Here is an 18,607-nt window from a genome sequence, read left to right as displayed (position 1 = left end):
AATATCTGCAATATGTGTTGCAGAGATCCTTTCAAAATCCCTCATTCCCGGCCGCGGGCAACCTCATTCCCGCTCAAGCGCAGGCGCCTCCGGCCCCGGACCGTCCCGGCGTCCGGGGAAATGCCGTCAGGCCGGGCTGCCGGCCAGCGTGCGGGGCGCGGCAGCGACCGGGGCAGGCAGGACGGTGCCGGTGCAGGTGCCAAAGCCGATCGGCACGAAGCCCTCGCGTGTGCAGCGGCCTTTCAGCGTGATTTCGTCGCCATCGGCCAGGAAGCTGCGGGTCTCGCCGTTCGGCAGCCGAACCGGGCGCGCGCCGTTCATGGTCAGCTCCAGCAGGCTGCCGAGCTCGTCCTCGCGCGGGCCGGAAATCGTGCCGGTTCCGATCAGGTCGCCCGCCTCCATCTCGCAGCCCGAGCAGGTGTGGTGGGCCAGCAGCTGCTGCGGCGTCCAGTAGAGGTCGCGCATGTTGGAGCGGATGATCGTCACCGGCGCGTCGCCCGCCGCCCGCATCCGCCCGGTCCGGATCTGGACGCTCAGCGCGACGTCGAAGGTGCCCTTGGCCTGGTCCTCGGCGGACATCAGGTAGGGCAGGGGCTGCGGATCGGCCGGATCGCGCGGCGCCATCGCCACGCGGAACGGCGCCAGCGCCTGCGGCGAGAGCACCCAGGGCGACAGCGAGGTGCCGAGGTTCTTCGACAGGAACGGCCCCAGAGGCTTCATTTCCCAGCGCTGGATGTCGCGCGCCGACCAGTCGTTCAGCAGCCCGTAGCCGGCGACATGCTCCGCCGCCTCGGCGATGCCCAGCGGGCGGCCCCATTCGGTCGGACGGCCGACATAGACGGCCATCTCCAGCTCCAGGTCCAGTTCCCGGCAGGGGCCGAATTCCGGCGCGGCGCCTGGTGCCGGCTGAAACTGGCCTGCGGGGCGGCGGACATCCGTGCCGGAAACGCGCGTCGTCGAGGCACGGCCGTGATAGCCGATCGGCACCCATTTGTAGTTGTCGGGCAGCGGGTTCTCGGGCTGCAGCAGCCCGCCCGCGCGCACCGCGTGATGGATGCCCGCGTAGAAATCGGTGTAGTTGCCGACATGCACCGGCCGGTGCATCGTGACCGTTTCCATGTCATGCAGGATGGCTCCTGCATGGGCCTGCGCGCCCATCGTGTCGGAGGCCTCCAGCAGCGCGAAGGCGGCATGGCGCAGCCGCAGTCCGGCCCCGTGCCCCGCCGCGAAGAGATCGTTGAGCCCGGCCTTCGCCAACAGCTCCCGCGGGACGGCGTCGCCGAGAAGCCCCAGATCGGAGGCGGCCACGAGATCGAGCACGCTGGCGCCGATGGCCATGCCGGCCCGCGGCGGCAGGCCCGCCGCCGAGAAGATGCCGAGCGGCAGGTTCTGGACCGGGAAATCGTTGATGCCGTCATTGGCCGTCCCGACCCAGGAGCGGGCGGCCGGATCGTTGGTATGGTCGAGTTCGGGATATCCTGGCATGGGAAGTCCTTTTCGCGTCGCTTCGGGAGATGTCCCGGCGGCTGGCCCGCCGGGACCGGGAAAGTCAGAGGAAGGCGGGGATGGCCAGCAGCAGCACCGAGGTCACCGCGAACCAGATGCACCACAGGAAGGCCATGTAGCCCCACACGTCGCGCAGCCGCATGCCGACCACGGCGAGCGCCGGGATGACGTAGAGCGGCTGCAGCAGGTTCGTCGCCTGGTCGCCGTAGACGAAGGCATTGACGATCAGCGGCAGGTCGGCCCCGGTCTGCAGCGCGGCGTCCACGGTGATCCCGCCCTGCACGATCCACTGCCCGCCCTGCGAGGGGATGAACAGGTTCACCAGGGAGGAGGAGAGGTAGGTGAAGAACGGCAGCGTGTCCGCCGTCGAGATCGAGGTGAAGAAGCCGACGATCGCCGTGGCCAGGCCGGATTTGGCCATCATTCCGGCAATGCCGCCGTAGAAGGGGAACTGGATCATCACGTCGGTCGCGAGCTTGAGGTTGTCGCGGTAGGCGGCGATGAACCGGGCCGGGGTGTTGTAGAGGAAGAAGTTGGCGATCAGGAAGACGAAGATCACGAAGCTGAGCGACAGCGACGAGAACAGCCCGTTGCGCGCCACGGTGAAGGCGATCATCACCGCGCCCAGCGTGCCGATTGCCCACATCAGCAGGCGGCTGCCGTTCAGCCGGTCGGCAATGGACCCGGCGAATTCGTCTGGTTCCGGTTCTGCTTCGGGCGCGGGCGCATGGTCGCGGCGGAACTCGACGATCTCGGCCTCCGAGGGCCGGGTGCGCATCGCGATCAGCGTCGTCAGCCCGGCGAGCAGCACCCAGATGACGATGTTGGCCGGATTGTAGGTGGTCATGGTCTGCGGCATGACCCCGATCTTCTCCGCCAGCGGGTGGTCGCCTGCGAGCAGGGCGAAGATCGTGCCGGTGGGGCTGAGGCACTGGCCGAGGATCATGGTCGAATAGCCGGCCGCGATCAGCATCGGGAAATGCAGCCCGCGGATGCGCTGGCTCAGCGCCATGGCAAGGACCGGCGTCACGATCAGCGCGAAGGCCCAGTTCACGAAGCTGGCGAGATAGCCGAAGACCATCAGCATCAGCACGGCGGTGGCCGGGCGCTGCACCGCGCGGGCCAGCCGGTCGAGCCCGCGGCTGACCTGGGCCGAGCGCGCGGTCACCGCGCAGCAGACCACCATGAAGGCCATCTGGAAGGCGAAGGCCGCCTGCGACCAGATCCCGTCATACCAGTACTGCGCCATCGCCAGCGGCGCGTTGCCGGTGGCCAGCACGCCCGCGCCGAAGATGATGACGGTGAAGATCATGCAGAAGACCAGCGGGTCGGGGATGATCCGCTCGGCGGCGAAGTCGAATTTCTTGGACAGGCGCCAGAGCGGCGATCCTGCGTTTTCCATGTCCATCAGGCTCATGGGGTCCTCCCTGGGGCGATGTCAGTTGTCGTCGATGGTGGCGAGCTGGCGGATCAGCCGCCGGTGGAAGTCGCGGGTGATTTCGGCGCTGCGGCCCTCGCCGTAGCTGAAGAACCCCTCTCCGGTCTTCAGCCCCAGCTTGTTCTCCGCGATCTTGCGGCGCAGCAGGTCGCTGGCGGCCTGGGCGGCACTGATCTCGGGCAGCAGGTTGTCGCCGACGGCGCACCAGATGTCGATGCCGCCGAAATCCGCGATCTCCAGCTGGCCGGTGGTGGCATAGCGGAAGGCGGGGCCGTATTTCAGCGCGGCGTCGATGTCCTCGGGCGTCGCCGCCCCGGATTCGATCAGCGCGAAGACCTCGCGGGCGATGCCCTGCTGGATGCGGTTGGCGATCAGCCCGGGCAGGTTCTGCAGCACCCGGATCGTCTTCTTGCCACAGCCCTGCAGCAGCGCTTCGACCCGCTCCAGATCGGCCGGGTCCATGTTGCCAAAATCCGAGAGCTCGACCAGCGGCACCAGATGCGCGGGGTTGTACCAGTGGCAGATCATGCAGTCCGCGCGCCGCGCCCCGGGCAGCTCCGCGATCATGTCGTCCAGGTCGAGGCTCGAGGTGTTGCTGGCCAGGATCGTGCCGGGGGCGCAGAGCCGGTCGAGATCGGCGAAGAGCGCGCGTTTCAGCGCGATGTCCTCGGGGATGGCCTCGATCACGAATTCCGCGCCTGCCACGGCTTCGGCCAGGTCCTCCGGGAAGGCGATGCGCGCCAGGATGTCCGCGGCGGCGGCCGGGCCGATGCGGCCGGTCTCGGCCAGCAGCTCCAGCTCGGCGGCGATGGCGGCGCGGGCCTTGCCGCGCATCTCGGGGAAGGGGTCGAACAGGCGGACCGCGTGGCCATGGATCGCGAAAGTCTCCGCGATGCCGTGGCCCATCGTGCCTGCGCCGATGACCGTTATGGTGCCGATCCCTGTCATGGGGTCCTCCGGTTGATCTGGCATGAGCTGTCCCATCCGGCCGCGGGGAGGCGGCCGGGGGCATGTGCGTGTGTCGGGAGGCCGCTGCGCCGCGGCCGGGGCGGGTCAGGCCGGGCCGTGCTCCGGATAGACATTCGCCAGGGTGGAATTCAGGTGGCTGCGCAGCAGCGCATGGGCGCGGTCCTCGTCGCGCCCGATCGCCGCCTTGGCCAGCACCTCGTGCATGCCGACGAAGCTTTCGGCATCGGCCATGGCGCGCATGTTGATCTGGCGGTAGCGGAAGGCCTGGTTGTAGAGGTCGCCCGCCAGCTCGATCAGCCGGGGCGAGCCGCAGCCGCCGATCAGCGCGGCGTGGAAGCCGTGATGCAGCCGGTCGAATTCCTCGCCGCCGCTGCCGAAGGCGGCGCCCGCGCGATGAACGTTGAGCCGCAGCCGGTGCAGCGTGCCGATCACTTCCGCCTCCCAGGCGTCGCCGCCATGGAGCATCGACAGGCGCAGCGCCTCGCGCTCGACGAGGATGCGGACCCGGGTGATGTCGGCAAGGTCCTCGCGGCTCAGCTCCCGCACGCGGAAGCCGCGCCTGCCGGTGGCGGCCACCATGTTGCGCGCGGCCAGCCGCGACAGCGCTTCGCGCACCGGGCTGGAACTGACGCCGTAGCGCTTCGCCAGGTCGGTCACCGCCAGCCTTGTGCCGGGCTTCAGCGCGCCGGACATGATGTCCTGCTGCAGCCTCTGCACGGCCTGTTCCGCCAGGGTCTCCCCGTCGCCGCGGGGCTCGAGCTCCGTCATGTTTCATCCTCCCTCCGGGTCTTTTTGTGCACAAAAAATTAAAGTGTGCAAAAAGATTCGGGGCGGGACCGGAAATTTCGCGCGGGAAACCGGCGGTTCGCAGCACGGGACAGGGTGCAGGTTGCGGTCTGCAGCGCGCAGGGGTCCCGGAGGTTGCGCGCTGCGCCGCGGGGGCGGCCGAACTGCCGGTTTTCAGGGCACTCTCCGCGGTTGGCCCGACGAGGACAGACGGCAACGGCCCCCGTCCTGCGCAGGGACGGGGGCCGGACAGGCCGTCGAGGAGCCGGTGGAAGGCGGCTCAGGTCTCCAGCCGGGTCCAGGCGCCGCCCGCCCGGTCGGATGCGATGGCCGCCTGGATGAAGGCCACGCCGCGGATGCCCGCGCGCAGGTCGGGATAGGCCAGCAGCCCTTCCGGCGGGACCGTGCCGGTCCGGCGCGCCTCGACGGCGATGGCCATCTCCTCGTAGATGTTGGCCCAGGCATCCGACAGGGCCTCGGGATGGCCGCGCGGCATGTGGACGAAGCGCGAGGCATCGCCCAGCATCCCGGCGCCGTGTCCGCGCGAGATCCGCCGCGCGGGCGCGTTGAACGGGCGGTGGTGCAGGAATTCCGGATCCTCCTGGTTCCATTCCAGCGTGCCTTCCGTGCCGGAGATGCGGAAGCGCAGCTCGCATTGCGACCCGGCCATGGCCTGCGACACCAGCAGCGTCCCCGGCACCCCGCCGGCATAGCGGCAGGAGAAGAAGGCGCTGTCCTCGAGCGGCTGCGGCGCACCGAGCGTGTGGAAGTCGCAGCGCAGCTCCTCCAGGTCGAGTCCCGAGACATATTCGGCCAGGTGATGCGCGTGGCTGCCGATATCCGATGTCGTGGCCGCGCCGCCGACCTTGTCGGGATCCTTGCGCCAGTCGCTTTCCGACCAGGCATCCTCGCCGGTCAGCATTGCCATCTCCTGCAGGAACTCGCCGTGGATCTGGGTGACCCGGCCGATCATGCCCTCGCGGATCATCTGCCTTGCCTGGCGCACCATCGAATGGCCGGAATAGGAATAGGTGACGCCGAAGACCAGCCCGGTCTTGCGGGCCATCTCCTCCAGTGCGCGGGCTTCCGCGAGCGAGTTGGCCAGGGGCTTGTCGCAGATCACGTCGATCCCGGCCTCCATGAAGGCCATGGCAACCGGGAAGTGCAGGTGGTTGGGCACGGTGATGGCCACCGCGTCGATGCCGCCGGGCCGCGCCGCCTCGGCGCGTGCCATTTCCGCCCAGTCGGCATAGGCCCGGTCATCCGCGATCAGCCAGTCCCGCGCCGACGCCGCCGCCACCTCGGGGCGGGAGGACAGCGCGCCGGCCACGACCTCCCACCGGCCCGAGAGGATGGCGCCGCGGCTGTGCACGCGGCCGATGAAGGCGTTGCCGCCGCCGCCGACGACGCCGAGCCGCAGCTTGCGCGTCCGCGCGGGAAAGGCCGCCGGGGGCTTGGCTTGGCTGGTCAGGGAAACCTGCATGTGAGTGTCGTCCCGCATGTGTCGCTCACGCCGGCTCGAGCGCGGTTTCGAGGAAGCCGAAGGAGGTCTCGTAGGCCGCGCGCGGATCGGCCAGCGCGTGGATCTCGGCGGCGAAGGGCTCGAAGCTGACCGGTCCGGCATAGTCCGCGCGCCGCAGCGCCTCGAGTTGGCCGAGATTGTCCAGCCGGTCATGCGCATCCACCAGCACCCGGTGGCTGTCCTGCATGTCCGACACCGACAGCGACGGGTCGGTCACGCCCGAGACATGGACGATGCCGGTCATCCCGGCGAAGATTTCGCCTCCGCCCGCCAGCGCGTGGTGGAAGGTGTCGTGCACGATCTGGAACCGCCCGGCGGCGCCCGCGTCCAGAATGGCCCCGACGGTGTCGGCCTTGTCGCGCAGCGAGCAGGCGGCGAAGCCCAGCGGCTCGATCAGCCCGACGAGGCCATGCGCCTCGAGCAGCGGGCCGAGCCCGTCGATCGCCGCCTTCAGGTCCTCCTGCCGCTCGGCCTTGGCCATGCGCTTGCCGTCGTTGCGGGCGATCAGGCTCACCCGTTCGGCGCCGCAGGCGCGGGCGATCCGCATCAGTGCCTCTGCCTCCGCAGCCTTTTCCGGCGACCAGTCGTTGAAGGCCTTCACCTCGGCCAGGGCCAGGATGCGCAGCCCGCGGGCGGCGGCAAGCGCGGCGACATCGCCGGGGGCGGATCCGCCAAAGAGCTCGCCGTCGAGGTCGTTGCGGAATTCGACTCCGGTGCAGCCGAGCTGCGCGGCGAGGTCGAGGAAATGCACCCAGTCGAGGCCCGGGGCTGCCATGTGGTTGAGGGCACGCTGCATCGCGTTGGTCTCCTTGAGAAGGGGGATCGGCCCGGGCGCTGCCGCCCGCGGCCGGAAGCGGGGAGGTCAGGCGGCGCGGCGCAGCGGCGGGCGCAGCCGGTCGCCGGTCGCGGCATCGAAGAGCAGCCCCTCCGAGGCGTCGACGCGGAACCGCAGCCGGTCGCCATTGGCCACCGGCGCGGTCTCGCTGCGCTGGATGTTGACGCGCTGCCCGTCCGCCTGCAGCACCAGCCGCTGCGCGCCCTCGATCATCTCGTGGGCCGCGACCGTGCCTTCGACCGGACCGTCCGGGTCGACGGCAAAGGCGCTGGCTGGCAGGGCGATGGTCACCGTCCCGCCGCCCGCCTGCCTTGCGGCGGCCACAAGCGCTGGCGGCAGCGGCACGTGCTGGCCGCCGAGCCGCAGCCCGGCTGTGCCGTCCCTTTCCGACAGCGGCAGGGTCAGCACCGTCCGCGGCACCGCGCCGAGGAAGCCCGCGACGAAGGCCGTGGCCGGGTCGGAATAGACCTCCATCGCAGGCGCGGCCTGCTCGATCCTGCCGCCGCGCATGATCACCAGAAGGTCGGCCATGGCCAGCGCCTCGCCCTGGTCATGGGTGACATGGACGGTCGTGGTGCCCATCACCTTGTGGATGCGCTTCAGCTCGGAGCGCATCGCATAGCGCAGCCGCGCGTCCAGATGGGTCACCGGCTCGTCGAGCAGCAGCACCTTGGGATGGCGCACCAGCGCGCGGCCCAGCGACACCCGCTGCTGCTGTCCGCCCGAAAGCTGGTTGATCGCGCGGCCCAGGAGGGGGCGGATCTGCAGCAGGTCGGCTACCTCGCCGACGCGCTCCGTCATCTGCGCCGCGCTCCAGCGGCCCTTCTGCAGCGGTGCCTTCATCGGGAAGCGCAGGTTTCCCTCGACGGTGAGATGCGGATAGAGCGCGTAGTTCTGGAAGGCCATGCCGACATCGCGCTGCGCCGCGGTCAGGTGCTCCACCGGCTTGCCGTCGAAGCGGATATGGCCGCCATGCTCGGTATCGAGACCGGCGATCATCCGCATCAGCGTCGACTTTCCGCAGCCCGAGGGACCCAGAAGGCAGACATAGCTGCCCTTCGGGATGGCGAGGTCGAGATCCTCGAAGACCCTGTAGGCGCCGAAGGACTTGGACAGCCCTTCCACCGAAATCCGTGCCATGGTCAGTCCTCCCCGCTGCGGATGGCCCGCCCGGAGGCGGCAAAGAAATGGACGTGCTCCGGCGCGGCGACAAGCCGGAACCGGTCGCCCTCGCGCGGGACCGCCGCCATCGGCACGATCACCGTGGCATCGCCTGCGGGCGTGTCGCAGAGAACGGCCGCGCTTTCCCCCATCGGCTGGACCAAGCGCGCCTCGGCCGAAAGTCCCGGCATGTCGCTGCCCGCGATGCGGAAATGCGCCGGGCGCACCCCGGCCGAGGCGGGTCTTGCCTTGCGGCTGCCGGGCGGCAGCGGCAGCCGCCAATCGCCGATCGACACCTCCGTTCCGGTGGCGCGAAGCTCTTCGAAGATGGAGATCGGCGGCTCGCCCACGAATTCCGCGACGAAGCGGTTGGCCGGGCGCTCGATCAGCTCCTTCATGGTGCCGAGCTGCTGAAGTTCTCCCGAAGACATCACCGCGATCCGGTCGCTGACCGCGGCGGCCTCCTCCTGGTCATGGGTGATGTAGAAGGTCGTGCCGCCCGCCGCCTCGTGCAGCGCGCGGATTTCCCGGCGCAGCTCGATGCGCATGTATTCCTCCAGGTGGCCCAGCGGCTCGTCCATCAGGAACATCTTCGGCCGCCGGATCATCGCGCGGGCCAGCGACACGCGCTGGCGCTGCCCGCCCGAGAGCTTGCCCGGCCGCTTGGCGAGATGCTCGGTGATCCCCATGGTCCCGGCGATGCGCCCGACCCGGTCGCGGATCTCGGCCTTCGGCCGCCGCCGCGCCACCAGCGGCATGGCGATGTTGGCGAAGACGTCGAGATGCGGGTAGAGCGCGTAGTTCTCGAACACCATGGCGATGTCGCGTTCCCGCGCGGGACGGCCCACCACGTCGTCGCCGTCGACGAGGATCTGCCCGGTGGAGACCTCCTCCAGCCCGGCGAGCATCCGCAGGGTGGAGGACTTGCCGCAGCCCGAGGGGCCGAGCACGCAGAGGAATTCTCCCGCAGCGATGTCCAGGTCGAGCCCGGTCACCGCGGGCGTGCCGTCGGCATAGATTTTCGAGACGTTGCGTATCTGTACATGTGCCATGTCTTTACCTCACGGCTCCGAAGGTCAGCCCGCGCACCAGATGCTTCTGCAGCACCAGCGTGAAGATCATGATGGGAAGGACGGCGATGGCGCCCACGGCCATGTAGGGACCCCATTCCAGCCCCATGGAGCCGGAGAAGCCGCCCAGGTAGACCGGCAGGGTCGCAGCCTTGTTCTGGGTCATCACCGTGGCGATCAGGAACTCGTTCCAGGACATGATCGCCGAGAGGATCGCGGTGGTGATCAGCCCGGGTTTCACCAGGGGCAGCGCGACCTTGAAGAAGATCTGCAGCCGCGAATAGCCGTCGATCTCGGCCGCTTCCTCGATCTCGACCGGGATCGCCTCGAAGAAGCCGCGGATGATCCAGACCACCAGCGACAGGTTCATCGAGGTGTAGATCAGGATCAGCGCCAGATGCGTGTCCATCAGCCCGGTCTGCCGCACCATCAGGTAGAGCGGCACGACGAAGGCCACGGGCGGGGCGAAGCGCGTCGACAGGATGAAGAAGAACAGGTGGCTGCCGCCGCGGATGCGGAACCTGGTCAGCCCGTAGGCCACCATGGCGCCCAGCCCGACCGCCGCCGCCGTGCTGGCCGCGGTCACGATCACCGAGTTCAGCAGGAAGGGCATCACCCCGGTGCCGCCGAAGACGAAGAGCGCGTCGTTGAAGTTGTCCCAGATCGGCCGGAAGCTCCAGGCCGGCGGGAAGGCGAAGATGTCGGCCTCGGCCTTCAGCGAGGTGGAGAGCACCATGTAGAGCGGAAAGAGGCAGAAGCCGACGAAGATGCTGGCCAGCGCGTAGCGCAGGATGTCGCCGGTGCCGAGGCTGCCGGGGGCCCTTGCGGCCTTCGGGGCGAGACGGGCGGTGGATGTGTCCATGCTGGCCATCAGGCGGCTCCCGGATCTGCGATCTTGCGGACGAAGACCTGCGCGCCGAGCGTCACGAGGACGATCATCACCACCGCCATCGCGGCGGCATAGCCGAGGTCGAGCGAGAGGAAGCCGGTCGTGTAGATGTACCATGGCAGAACCTCGGTCGAGCCGCCGGGGCCGCCCTTGGTCATCATGAAGACCAGCTCGATCATGCGGAAGGCGTCGATGGCGCGGATCACCAGCACCACGAGGATCGCCGGGCGCAGGAGCGGCAGGGTGATCCGGCGGAAGATCTCGCGCTCGGTCAGCCCGTCCATTCGTGCCGCCTCGAAGACGTATTCCGGCAGCGACTGCAGCGCGGCGAAGATCACCAGCATGACGAAGGGCGTCCACTGCCAGACATCGGCCAGCACGACGCTGAGCATCGCCAGCGTGCCGTCGGTCAGGAAGGGCTGGGCGCCGATGCCGAAGAGCGACAGAACCCAGTTGGTGACGCCGAAATTCTGGTTGAGCATGTAGAACCAGACCAGCCCGACCACCAGCGGCATCGCCATGACCGGCAGGAGCGACAGCTTGCGCAGGGTCTCGAGCCCGCGGAGCTTGCGGTTGAAGAGGAAGGCCAGCCCGAAGCCGAGCGCCAGCTCGATCAGGACGGCGAGGGCGATGAAGGTGGCCGAAACGCCGAGCGAATTGGAGAAGCGGCCGTCGTACCAGAGTTCCTGGTAGTTGAAGAGGCCGGCGAAGCGCGGCGGGTTGGGGCTGGCCAGCGACCAGTGGTGCAGGCTGATGTAGACGGCGTAGAGCACCGGGAAGATGTTGAGCGCGAAAAGCAGCAGCATGGCCGGAGAGACTAGCACGATGGCTGCGCGTTTCGCCTCGCGATTGCGTGACATGGCGGGACCTGTTCGATGGTGGGGCGGAGCGCGGCGCGGGATGCGGGCCGGTCCCCCGGACGGGGACCGGCGGAGGGCTCAGTAGTAGCCGGCCTTGCGCATCTCGCGGTCGAGCAGCCGCTGCGAGCTTTCCAGCGCGTCTTCCGCGGATTTGTCGCCGGACAGCATCTGGTGCATTTCCGCGCCCAGCACGTCGACGATCTTCTGGATCTCGGGCACCGGCGGGCGCTGCCACCCGGCCAGTTCGCCGGCCTCGGCCATGCGGTCGACCGCCGGGATCACCGGGCAGGCGGCCTGGACGTTCTCCAGCTGGCTGACCGAGCGGCGCGGCGAGACGCAATTGCCGTGCTGGGTGTAGAGCTCGATCATTTCCGGGCTCGACAGCCACTGGATCGCCTCCCAGGCAAGTTCCTTGCGCTCGGGGTCGATATTGGCCGGGATCGCCAGGTACCAGCCGCCCAGGGTGGAGCGCGGCGGCGCGCCGGGGCCTGAGGGATGCGGCAGGTAGGCCGTGTTGCCCTTGGCGGGCGATTGGTCGTCCTGCTCGAAGATCGCCGAGCGGCCGGCCCAGATATAGGTCATGGCGCAGCCGCCATTGGCATAGACCCGGACGCGCTCGTCCCAGGCCATGTTGAGGATGCCGGGCGGCGAGACCTCCTCCATCGCCAGCAGGTAGTCCGCCGTCGCCTTGCCTGCTTCGGTGTCTATGGTCGGATGCATGTTCTCGGGCTTGATGTCGCCCATCTCGAAATCGTCGCCCTGCTTCTCCATGTCGATCGGCGCCGCGCCGAAATCGCCCATCACCGTGATGAAGGTCTGGCCGAGCGCCGTGCCGCGCGCCGCGTTCCAGCACACGCCCGACATGTCGTCGCTCTTCTCCGAGATCACCTGGGCGGCATGCAGCAGCGCCTCGTGCGTGGTTGGCGGCTCCAGCCCGTATTCCTCGAACACGTCCTTGCGGTAGGCGAGGATCTCGGGATGCGGCTGCAGCGGGATGCCGAGCTGCCTGCCGCCAAACTGCGCGCCGGTCCAGGCGACTTCGTGGAAATCCGAGCCGTCATAGCCGGAGGCCTCGATCATCGGGCCGAAATCGGTGAGGTAGGGCATGTACTCGCCGAATTGCGGCAGGTCGACGGCGATGATGTCGTAGTTCGAAACGTCGTTCTGGGCATTCAGCAGCACCTGCTGGTGCAGCACGTCGAAGGGGCGCACGTCGAGCTGGATCGAGCCGCCGCCCATCTCCTCCATCTGGCCGTGGATCTTCTGCATGACCTGGAACACCGGATCGCCGATGCCGAGGATGCGGATGGAGCGGCCCTCCAGCGGGCCTTCGGCGGATGCGGCCGAGCCGGCCAGGATGCTGCCGGCCAAAAGGATGCCGGTCAGCGCCCCGCGCGGGGCCGCCGATGTTCTGCGAGTCATGGATTTCCTCCCGTTAGGTCTTGTCCGGACCCCGTTCGCGTCTCCTCCGGACCCGCGGGATCGGTGCAATCAACATTGCAACAATGCCAATGGAAGAAAAGGATCAACCTGTCCATTTTGGACATGGATATAAATAACGTTGTATTTCCGATTCTTAGTCATGCTTCCGGAGATCTGTTCGCAATGTTTGTTGCAGGGACTCGTACATCGGTGCCAGGCTTGCCTCCGCCCGGGCCAGCGCCTGCGCCGCATCCGCGCCGCCCCAGATCACGTCATGCATCTCGTGGCCGACGATGCGCATGAGCGAGGTGATGAATGGGATCGGCGGCCGCGGCCAGATCTGCAGCTGGCCGCGCCGCTCCATCGAGGCCATGGCATCCATCGTCGGCAGCCGGTTGGCGATCTCGGGATCGGCGCTGACGCTGTAGAGGCAGCGCGCGGTGGAGCCGTTCTGCACGAGGCTCTTGGTGAACTCCGGCGAGACCAGCCATTCCAGCGCGCGCCAGGCCGCGCCGCGCCGCGCCGGGTCGATGTTGGACGGGATCGCCAGGACCCAGCCTCCCATCGGCGCGACCCCCGGCAGGTCGCCGGGCGCCGGATAGGGCAGGTAGCCGGTGGTCCCGCAGGCCGGCGAGGCGGGATCGTCCTCGAAGCCGATCGTGCTGGTGGACCACTCGTAGCACATCGCCGCCGCACCCCGCCGGTAGCAGGCCTGGCGCCGCTTCCAGTCCATGGCGGCGATGTCCGGCGGCGAGTGCCGCGCCAGGTCCCTGAGATAGTCCGCGGTCTGCAGCGCCGCCGCGCCGCACAGCTGCGGGCGCAGCTCCGGCCAGGGCGTGTCGGTGTCGTAGCCGCTGCCGAAGCGGCGCAGCGAGACCGCGGGCTGTCCGAAGGCCGCCATCACCTGGATGAAGGTCTGGCCCAGCGGCTGGCCGCGCGCCGCGTTCCAGGCGATGCCGTAGCGGCCATCCTGCGGGCGGTGCAGCACGCGCGCCGCATCCAGCACCTCTTCGGGCCGGCGCGGCGGCGCCAGGCCGGCCGCATCGAACAGGTCGCGGCGGTAGAGGAACATCTCGGCGGCCGGCGAAAAGGGAATGCCCAGCTGCCGGCCCATGCAGCGCCCGCTTTCCCAGGCCGCGGCGAAGAAGTCGAACGGGTTCAGCCGGCTGTCGCGCAGGTCCCCGTCCAGCGGCTCGAGCGCGGATTCCATCGCCATCCGCCCCAGCCAGGGCAGGTCGAGCGCGATCAGGTCGTGGCGCGACCGCGGCTGGCGGCTGTTGGCGATGACCGCGCCGTTGAGCTCCTCGTAGGCCAGAAGCTCGATTTCCACCGGCACTCCGAGGAACTCGGACACTTTCGGCGCCATCCGCGACAGCGCCATGAACGGCACCTCGTCCTTCAGCAGCAGCCGCAGCGGACCCTCCAGTCCCAAGGGCGTCCGCAGCCGCCGGGGCTGGTCGAGGATCGTGGCGGCCAGCCCGGCGCTGCCGAAGCGGAACTCCTCCGCGCCGCCCTGGCTCAGGCCGAAGATGCTGCCGATCTGGCCCTTCAGGTGCAGGCAGTATTCGTGGAAGTTGTGCAGCAGCCGCTGGGTTGGCTCGATATAGACCAGCCGCGGCGCCGTCTCGCTGGGCACCCGGGCCAGCAGGTCCCCGGCGATCATCCGGTCGATCACCCGGAGCGCGGTGGCATAGGGCGCGCCGGAGGTCTCGGCCAGCGCCGAGATCGTCGTCCGCTGGTTGCGGAAATGCCGTCCCAGTAGGCCCAGCGACATCATCCAGACCGGATCGCGCGCCTCGATGCCAAGCCCTTCGAGCCCGGCCCCGCGGATGCCTTCGAGGAATTTCAGTATGGCCTGGATTTCGTATTTGGTCATGGCGCACCGGAACCGGACGGGCAGTCGCGCCCACCCTGCAATGCCTCCGCTCCCATTGCAACGTCCGTTGCAGCGGTGCCGTTCCACGGCTTGGCAGGCAGGAATCCGGCTCGGCCGAAGGCGCCTCCGGTCACCGCTGCCGCTCTGCCCGGTGCCATGGGCCGGGATGGACATGTGCGGCCCAGCCATCGGGCGCGCGGCATCCGGCCTGTTGCGCCGGATCCGCCCCTCCTTCCGCCACGATGCATCGCACGGGACGGAAAACCGCCGCGCTCGTCCGACATGCCGACATGCCGACAAGCCGACAAGATGCAGCGGCAGGCAACGGCCATAGTGGCCAGTGGGGCGATGCGAATGGCGGTGCCGCAGCAGCGCACCTCTTCGGCATCGCGTCAAAGCAGTCAGAGCGTCTCGTCCGGCGAACAGTGCCCGATGGCAAGGCCGGGACAGCACGCCCGGCCCAACTGCTCCGGGAATCGGGGGCCGGGGCTTTCCGGCGCGCGCTCCGCCGGCCGCCGCAGCCAGGATCGCCGCGTGCCGCCCCCCAACGGGTGCGATCCGCGGCGCCGGGCGCATCCCGCTCCTGCCGCCGGAGCAGCCCATGGCACTGCGGGAACCGATCGAGGATGCGATTCCATGCATCGGCGCGACCAGCGCGCTGCTGTCCCCGAAGCTGGCTCCGGCGGTCGATGGCGCACGCGGCAATGCCGCAGAGGTCTTCGGTCAGCCCGGCTACCTCGGTGCCGCGCGCCTCCGCCTCTTGGCCTTGCGAATGCCGCCGGTGCCGACCTCCGCAGGCATGAGCCGGAGCACGGGCCTGCCCGCATTCATCCTCAGGTCGACTTCCGGCTGATAGCCGGGGCACCCGGCCCGGGCGGCCGAATTGCGGCCGGTTTCAGGCGGAAGCGCCCCGGTGGCGCCTGAGGATGCGACCTGCAGCCAAGCAGGGCAGGGCCGAGCGGGATGGCGAGGTCCCGCGCTCGGGCCGTCCCGGCCTGGGCAGCGTCCGGATCGCGCGGCCGGAAAGTCAGCATGCCCGTTGCGGGCGGTTCCGGCGCGGAACTGCGACCCTGCGCCAGCCACTCTCCGCGCGGGCGCCCGCAGCCGTTGCCGGGCTGCGTCCCGATCCGCTTGGCAGGCGGCTCCGTCCGGGATCTCGCCAATGCTGCCGGACGGAAACCGGGCGGAATGCTGCGCCCGGACAAGAGGCGCTCCATCGGCATCGCGCCGGGTCGACATGGCCGGGACATCGCCGCAGCGGCGCTCCGCCGGGCAGGCCCTGCCGTTCCGCAAGCTCCATCCGCATCTCCTCCGCCGTCACCGGAGGGCCCGGAATTTCGCAAAGTCTCATCCCGCCCACCTCGCGGCCGGAGGCAGCATGGGCACACAGCGAGAGCGAAAGGAACATCCGATGAAATCCGTTTCCACCGCGATTGCGCCGGTCCTGGGCGCGGGTGCGGCCGCCGCGTTGGAGGCCCCGCGCGTCTTGTCTGACGCCTGTCCCCCGAACGCGCTCGGCCCGGCCATGCAATGGCAGGGCAGCTTCGGCGGCCGCGAGACGGAGCTCGGCCGCCTGACGCGCGAACTTGTCATGCTCGGTGTGGCGGCCCAGCCCCCCTGCGGCTACTGCATCGACGACCATACGGCGCTGCAACCGAAGCGCTGATCCGGGAGGCCGTGGCAGCCGCAGGGGCCATGCGCATGTGGAGCACCATGCTCAACGGCATGGGCTGCGACTTCGCGGAATTCGCTGCGGAGATCGACAGGATGCAGGCAGCCGCCAGCCAGTGACCATCTGCCGCTTGCCTCCGGAGCGCTGCGGGGGCTGCAGTCTGGCACCGGCGCGTCCGCTCGGGATCGGTTCAGCCGGTCCGGTTTCGTCCCCCGGGCCCGCGCCGGTTTCAACGGCTCTCCGGCACTCCCGTTTCGCGCTGGCGCGGCAAGCTGGATCGCAGCTGCGCCGGGTTTCGGCGGTCGTCGGCCTTGGCCCTCGCCAGGGCTCGAGACCGCTCTCGGCATGGCTCAGGGCGCAGCCGCTGCACCTTCCAGCCCCTGCACCAGGGTGTCGAAAACCACCCGCACGCGGGGCACGGCGCGGAGGTTGCCGTGCATGACGACATGGACCGGAAGAAGCGCAACCGTGTCCTGCGGCAGCACGCGCCTGAGCCGGGGATCGGCCTCGGCGCCCGGGGCCGGCAGGACTGCGATCCCGAGGCCCGCGCGCGCCGCCGCCGCCTGGGCCGGGTGGCTGTCCGTCCTCAGCGCGAGGCTGGAGAGAGGCCGCCCCGAAAGCAGTTCCGCGGCCAGCGCCAGATCGCTGGGGTTGCGGTCGGGACCGATCAGGTCGTGCCCGGCCAGATCCGCGCGGGATGCCGGATGGCCGCGGCGGCGGAGATAGTCCTCCGAGGCGAAGAAGCCCAGCGGCACCGGCGGCAGCCGGCGCATGACGAGCGCCCCCTGCGACGGCTCCATGTGCCGCACCGCGACATCGACTTCCTGGCCGAGAAGGTCCGCCGGTGCGTTGCTGAGCACGAGCTCGATGCGGAGCTCCGGATGCTCCCGGCGCAGCCGGGCCAGGAGCGGCGGGACCACCTCGACGCCGGTGAAGTCCGACACGCCGAGCCGGACCACGCCCGCGATCCCTCCGGGCGGCGAAGCGGCGACCCGGCCGAACAGCTCGGCCCCGCGGGCCATGGCGCGGGCGGGTCCGGCAAGGCTCCGGGCCAGTGCGGTGGGCGCCAGCCCCTGTGCCGACCGGGTGAAGAGCACCGTGCCGAGCGCATCCTCCAGCGCCTCGATCCGCGCGCGGACGGTCGGATGCGCCAGCCCCAGCTGCCGCGCCGCCCCGGCGAGGCTTCCCGTGTCGATCACCGCGAGGAAGATGCGCTGATCGTCCCATGTTACCCGCTTGCTCATAGATTTTCTTCTATCGGATGACGGAAAGCCTGCAATTCATTTTCCATCAGCCCGGCCACATCTGTGTCCCGTCACTGCGGGAGAACGGATATGGAAACGGGAAGGACAGCGCTGGTTCTCGGCGCGACGGGCGGGATCGGCGGCGCCGTTGCAGCAGCGCTGCGGCATCATGGCTGGCAGGTCCGGGCCATGGCCCGGACACCGGCCAAGGCGGTGCAGGGCATCCGCTGGGTCGAAGGCGACGCGATGCGGGGCGGGGACGTGCTGCGGGCCGCCGAAGGGGCCGAGGTCATCGTGCACGCGGTCAATCCGGCGGGCTACCGCGACTGGGACAAGCTGCTGCTGCCGATGATCGGCAACACGATCGCGGCGGCCCGGAGCTGCGGAGCGCGCGTCGTCCTGCCGGGGAACACCTACAATTTCGATCCGGCGGCTGTGCCGCTTCTCGGCGCGGACAGCCCGCAGCAGCCGCGGAGCCGCAAGGGCCTTGTCCGGCGCGAGCTGGAGGCGCAGCTCGAAGCCGCGGCGCCCGGGGTGCCGTCGCTGATCCTGAGAGCGGGGGATGTTTTCGGTCCCGGCGCACGCTCGAGCTGGTTCTCGCAGGCCATGGTGCAGCCCGGCAGGCCGCTGCGCCGGGTGACCGAAATCTCCCGCGGCCCGGGCCATTCATGGGCCTATCTGCCCGATCTGGGCGAAGCCTTCGCCCGCCTGCTCGATATCCCCGGCAAGCTGGAGCCGTTCGAGCGGGTCCAGTTCGAGGGGCTCGTCGATGCCACCGGCCGGGACATGTCGGAGGCGGCCGAGCGCGCCTGCGGCCGCCCGCTGCGCCGCGTCCGGTTCTCCTGGGGTCTGATGCGGGTGCTGGCGCCGTTCGGCGGGCTCCCGCGCGAGGCGGCCGACATCGCCGACCACTGGCGCCATCCGGTGCGGCTCGACAACCGCCGGCTCGAGACCCTGATCGGCACGGAACCCCGCACCTCCCTCGACGCGGCGATCCGCGCGACTTTGGCGGAGATGGGCTGCCTCTGAACGGACTGGGCGACCCGCTGCTGGGCGGCTGCGGTCCCGGGAGAGGAGCTGCCGCGCACGGCAAGGCGGGGCCCGTCACCGGGCCGACGGCGCCACTGCAGAGCCGCTGCCGCCTCAGCCTGTGAAGCAGCTGACCGGTCCCTCTCCATCCGGTTCCGCGCGGCCCCGCCAGCGGTTCGGTTGCAGTCGCCAGCGCCTGGCCTGCGGCCGCCGCAGCGGCGGGACAGGCAATGAGTGACCTTGCCCCCCGGATTCCGGACTTGGCCGATATTCACCATTCCGCCATTGCGGCGGCCATGCCGATCCCTGCCTGCTCGGGCCTCCGGCA

Annotated in this window: 16 protein-coding genes; 3 read left to right on the top strand and 13 right to left on the bottom strand. The window is 69.7% G+C overall.

The genetic code is table 11. From position 1 onward, the window contains the following. Window positions 1–126: 126 nt before the first annotated feature. The 12 genes from fahA to HCC78_RS17485 form a co-directional block, all read right to left on the bottom strand. Window positions 127–1,485: a fumarylacetoacetase gene (gene fahA / locus HCC78_RS17540; RefSeq protein WP_172330094.1), complete on the bottom strand. Its 1,359-nt coding sequence runs from the start codon at window positions 1,483–1,485 to the stop codon at window positions 127–129. 64 nt (window positions 1,486–1,549) lie between these two features. Further along, on the bottom strand, window positions 1,550–2,923 hold the full coding sequence (locus HCC78_RS17535) for a short-chain fatty acid transporter (RefSeq protein WP_172330093.1): 1,374 nt from the start codon (window positions 2,921–2,923) through the stop codon (window positions 1,550–1,552). A 21-nt stretch (window positions 2,924–2,944) separates the two neighbouring features. After that, window positions 2,945–3,892, bottom strand: coding sequence for a 3-hydroxyacyl-CoA dehydrogenase family protein (locus tag HCC78_RS17530; protein ID WP_172330092.1), 948 nt, complete (start codon window positions 3,890–3,892; stop codon window positions 2,945–2,947). Between the two features lie 105 nt (window positions 3,893–3,997). Next, a complete protein-coding gene (locus HCC78_RS17525) occupies window positions 3,998–4,681 on the bottom strand; it encodes a GntR family transcriptional regulator (protein ID WP_172330091.1) in 684 nt (227 codons plus the stop codon). Window positions 4,682–4,979: 298 nt separating this feature from the next. Further along, window positions 4,980–6,200: a Gfo/Idh/MocA family protein gene (locus HCC78_RS17520; RefSeq protein WP_253949235.1), complete on the bottom strand. Its 1,221-nt coding sequence runs from the start codon at window positions 6,198–6,200 to the stop codon at window positions 4,980–4,982. Between the two features lie 7 nt (window positions 6,201–6,207). Continuing rightward, window positions 6,208–7,017, bottom strand: coding sequence for a TIM barrel protein (locus HCC78_RS17515; protein WP_172330090.1), 810 nt, complete (start codon window positions 7,015–7,017; stop codon window positions 6,208–6,210). Between the two features lie 66 nt (window positions 7,018–7,083). Continuing rightward, window positions 7,084–8,196, bottom strand: a complete 1,113-nt coding sequence (locus HCC78_RS17510) for an ABC transporter ATP-binding protein (RefSeq protein WP_172330089.1) — start codon at window positions 8,194–8,196, stop codon at window positions 7,084–7,086. A 2-nt stretch (window positions 8,197–8,198) separates the two neighbouring features. Next, window positions 8,199–9,269, bottom strand: coding sequence for an ABC transporter ATP-binding protein (locus tag HCC78_RS17505; RefSeq protein WP_172330088.1), 1,071 nt, complete (start codon window positions 9,267–9,269; stop codon window positions 8,199–8,201). A gap of 4 nt (window positions 9,270–9,273) precedes the next feature. Beyond that, window positions 9,274–10,158 (bottom strand): carbohydrate ABC transporter permease, encoded by an 885-nt coding sequence (locus HCC78_RS17500; RefSeq protein WP_172330087.1) that lies wholly within the window; start codon window positions 10,156–10,158, stop codon window positions 9,274–9,276. Next, a complete protein-coding gene (locus tag HCC78_RS17495) occupies window positions 10,158–11,036 on the bottom strand; it encodes a carbohydrate ABC transporter permease (protein ID WP_172330086.1) in 879 nt (292 codons plus the stop codon). The genes HCC78_RS17500 and HCC78_RS17495 overlap by 1 nt, the downstream gene beginning before the upstream one ends. 78 nt (window positions 11,037–11,114) lie before the next feature. Beyond that, window positions 11,115–12,458: an ABC transporter substrate-binding protein gene (locus HCC78_RS17490; protein WP_172330085.1), complete on the bottom strand. Its 1,344-nt coding sequence runs from the start codon at window positions 12,456–12,458 to the stop codon at window positions 11,115–11,117. Window positions 12,459–12,612: 154 nt separating this feature from the next. Continuing rightward, window positions 12,613–14,334 carry an extracellular solute-binding protein gene (locus tag HCC78_RS17485; RefSeq protein WP_172330084.1) on the bottom strand — a complete coding sequence of 574 codons (1,722 nt, stop codon included), beginning with the start codon at window positions 14,332–14,334 and terminating at the stop codon, window positions 12,613–12,615. Between the two features lie 601 nt (window positions 14,335–14,935). Between HCC78_RS17485 and HCC78_RS17480 the strand changes: the two genes are divergently transcribed. Then, window positions 14,936–15,187, top strand: coding sequence for a hypothetical protein (locus HCC78_RS17480; RefSeq protein ID WP_172330083.1), 252 nt, complete (start codon window positions 14,936–14,938; stop codon window positions 15,185–15,187). A 558-nt stretch (window positions 15,188–15,745) separates the two neighbouring features. Next, window positions 15,746–16,000, top strand: a complete 255-nt coding sequence (locus HCC78_RS17475) for a carboxymuconolactone decarboxylase family protein (RefSeq protein WP_172330082.1) — start codon at window positions 15,746–15,748, stop codon at window positions 15,998–16,000. Between the two features lie 356 nt (window positions 16,001–16,356). Here the strand turns inward: HCC78_RS17475 and HCC78_RS17470 are convergent, their stop codons facing one another. Further along, window positions 16,357–17,250 (bottom strand): LysR family transcriptional regulator, encoded by an 894-nt coding sequence (locus tag HCC78_RS17470; protein WP_172330081.1) that lies wholly within the window; start codon window positions 17,248–17,250, stop codon window positions 16,357–16,359. A 90-nt stretch (window positions 17,251–17,340) separates the two neighbouring features. Between HCC78_RS17470 and HCC78_RS17465 the strand changes: the two genes are divergently transcribed. Continuing rightward, window positions 17,341–18,279, top strand: coding sequence for an NAD(P)H-binding protein (locus tag HCC78_RS17465; protein ID WP_172330080.1), 939 nt, complete (start codon window positions 17,341–17,343; stop codon window positions 18,277–18,279). Window positions 18,280–18,607 lie beyond the last annotated feature (328 nt).

Source organism: Mangrovicoccus sp. HB161399, from assembly GCF_013184745.1.
Classification (GTDB): domain Bacteria; phylum Pseudomonadota; class Alphaproteobacteria; order Rhodobacterales; family Rhodobacteraceae; genus Mangrovicoccus.
This window is presented reverse-complemented; position numbering and strand designations above follow the sequence as displayed.